The 1177-nt window shown below is 50.0% G+C and carries 13 tRNA genes; all 13 read right to left on the bottom strand.

Going from position 1 to position 1177, the window contains the following annotated elements:
- Nucleotides 1-3: 3 nt before the first annotated feature.
- The 13 genes from HMPREF0631_RS04365 to HMPREF0631_RS04305 all read right to left on the bottom strand — a co-directional run bounded on the left by HMPREF0631_RS04365 (nt 4) and on the right by HMPREF0631_RS04305 (nt 1161).
- A tRNA-Glu gene (locus HMPREF0631_RS04365) sits at nt 4-75 on the bottom strand.
- A gap of 23 nt (nt 76-98) precedes the next feature.
- Nucleotides 99-174 (bottom strand) — tRNA-Met (locus HMPREF0631_RS04360).
- A gap of 24 nt (nt 175-198) precedes the next feature.
- Nucleotides 199-288: transfer RNA gene (locus HMPREF0631_RS04355), tRNA-Leu, on the bottom strand.
- Nucleotides 289-293: 5 nt separating this feature from the next.
- Nucleotides 294-368, bottom strand: a tRNA-Asn gene (locus HMPREF0631_RS04350).
- A 12-nt stretch (nt 369-380) separates the two neighbouring features.
- Nucleotides 381-451: transfer RNA gene (locus HMPREF0631_RS04345), tRNA-Cys, on the bottom strand.
- 16 nt (nt 452-467) lie between these two features.
- Nucleotides 468-544, bottom strand: a tRNA-His gene (locus HMPREF0631_RS04340).
- A gap of 7 nt (nt 545-551) precedes the next feature.
- Nucleotides 552-628 (bottom strand) — tRNA-Pro (locus HMPREF0631_RS04335).
- Between the two features lie 23 nt (nt 629-651).
- A tRNA-Ile gene (locus HMPREF0631_RS04330) sits at nt 652-728 on the bottom strand.
- An 8-nt stretch (nt 729-736) separates the two neighbouring features.
- Nucleotides 737-810: transfer RNA gene (locus HMPREF0631_RS04325), tRNA-Met, on the bottom strand.
- A gap of 15 nt (nt 811-825) precedes the next feature.
- Nucleotides 826-901 (bottom strand) — tRNA-Lys (locus HMPREF0631_RS04320).
- A gap of 7 nt (nt 902-908) precedes the next feature.
- Nucleotides 909-983, bottom strand: a tRNA-Gln gene (locus HMPREF0631_RS04315).
- Between the two features lie 7 nt (nt 984-990).
- Nucleotides 991-1067: transfer RNA gene (locus tag HMPREF0631_RS04310), tRNA-Arg, on the bottom strand.
- 19 nt (nt 1068-1086) lie between these two features.
- A tRNA-Gly gene (locus HMPREF0631_RS04305) sits at nt 1087-1161 on the bottom strand.
- Between the last annotated feature and the right edge of the window lie 16 nt (nt 1162-1177).

The following is a 1177-nucleotide window of genomic DNA, read 5'->3' as shown; positions in this document are numbered from 1 at the left end:
AAGTGACTCCTAGGGGAATCGAACCCCTGTTACCGCCGTGAAAGGGCGGTGTCTTAACCGCTTGACCAAGGAGCCATAATAAACTGAGACATTTATAATGGTTGCGGAGGCAGGACTTGAACCTACGACCTTCGGGTTATGAGCCCGACGAGCTACCAACTGCTCCACTCCGCGATATTGTATTTTAACACCATAAGCTGGTGCCGAAGACCGGAATCGAACCGGTACGAAAGTATAAGTTTCGCAGGATTTTAAGTCCTGTGCGTCTGCCAGTTCCGCCACTTCGGCTTAAATGGCTCCAAGGGTGGGGCTCGAACCCACAGCCTACCGGTTAACAGCCGGTTGCTCCACCATTGAGCTACCTTGGAATATTTATAAAGAGGCGACATCCAGATTCGAACTGGAGATCAAGGAGTTGCAGTCCACTGCCTTACCACTTGGCTATGTCGCCATGAAAAATCAAATAATGGGGTGGATAAAGAGATTCGAACTCTCGGTCTCCAGAGCCACAATCTGGCGCTTTAACCAGCTAAGCTATACCCACCACATATTGGTCGAGGTGAAGGGACTCGAACCCCCGGCCCCATGGTCCCAAACCACGTGCGCTACCAAACTGCGCTACACCTCGGTATAATAATTATTTGATTTAAATGGTGGACCATCAGGGACTCGAACCCCAGACCTACCGGTTATGAGCCGGGCGCTCTAACCAACTGAGCTAATGGTCCATAAAAAGTAGCGGTAACGGGACTCGAACCTGTGACCTTTCGGGTATGAACCGAACGCTCTAGCCAACTAAGCTATACCGCCATAATTTTCAAAAAATGGTGGACCATCAGGGGCTCGAACCCTGGACACCCTGATTAAGAGTCAGGTGCTCTCCCAGCTGAGCTAATGGTCCACTATATTGGCAGGGGATGAGGGATTTGAACCCCCGAATGTATGAGTCAGAGTCATATGCCTTACCGCTTGGCGAATCCCCTATTAAAATGGTGAGCGCACAGGGATTCGAACCCCGGACACACGCCTTAGAAGGGCGTTGCTCTATCCAGCTGAGCTATGCACCCACATTAATAGTGTATTTTATGGAGCGGGAAACGAGATTCGAACTCGCGACTTCAACCTTGGCAAGGTTGCGCTCTACCACTGAACTATTCCCGCATATAAAATTGTAAAA

The organism is Peptostreptococcus anaerobius 653-L, from assembly GCF_000178095.1.
Taxonomy (GTDB): Bacteria; Bacillota; Clostridia; order Peptostreptococcales; family Peptostreptococcaceae; genus Peptostreptococcus; species Peptostreptococcus anaerobius.
Note: the sequence above shows the minus strand (reverse complement) of the source record. Positions and strands in the feature narration are given on the sequence as shown.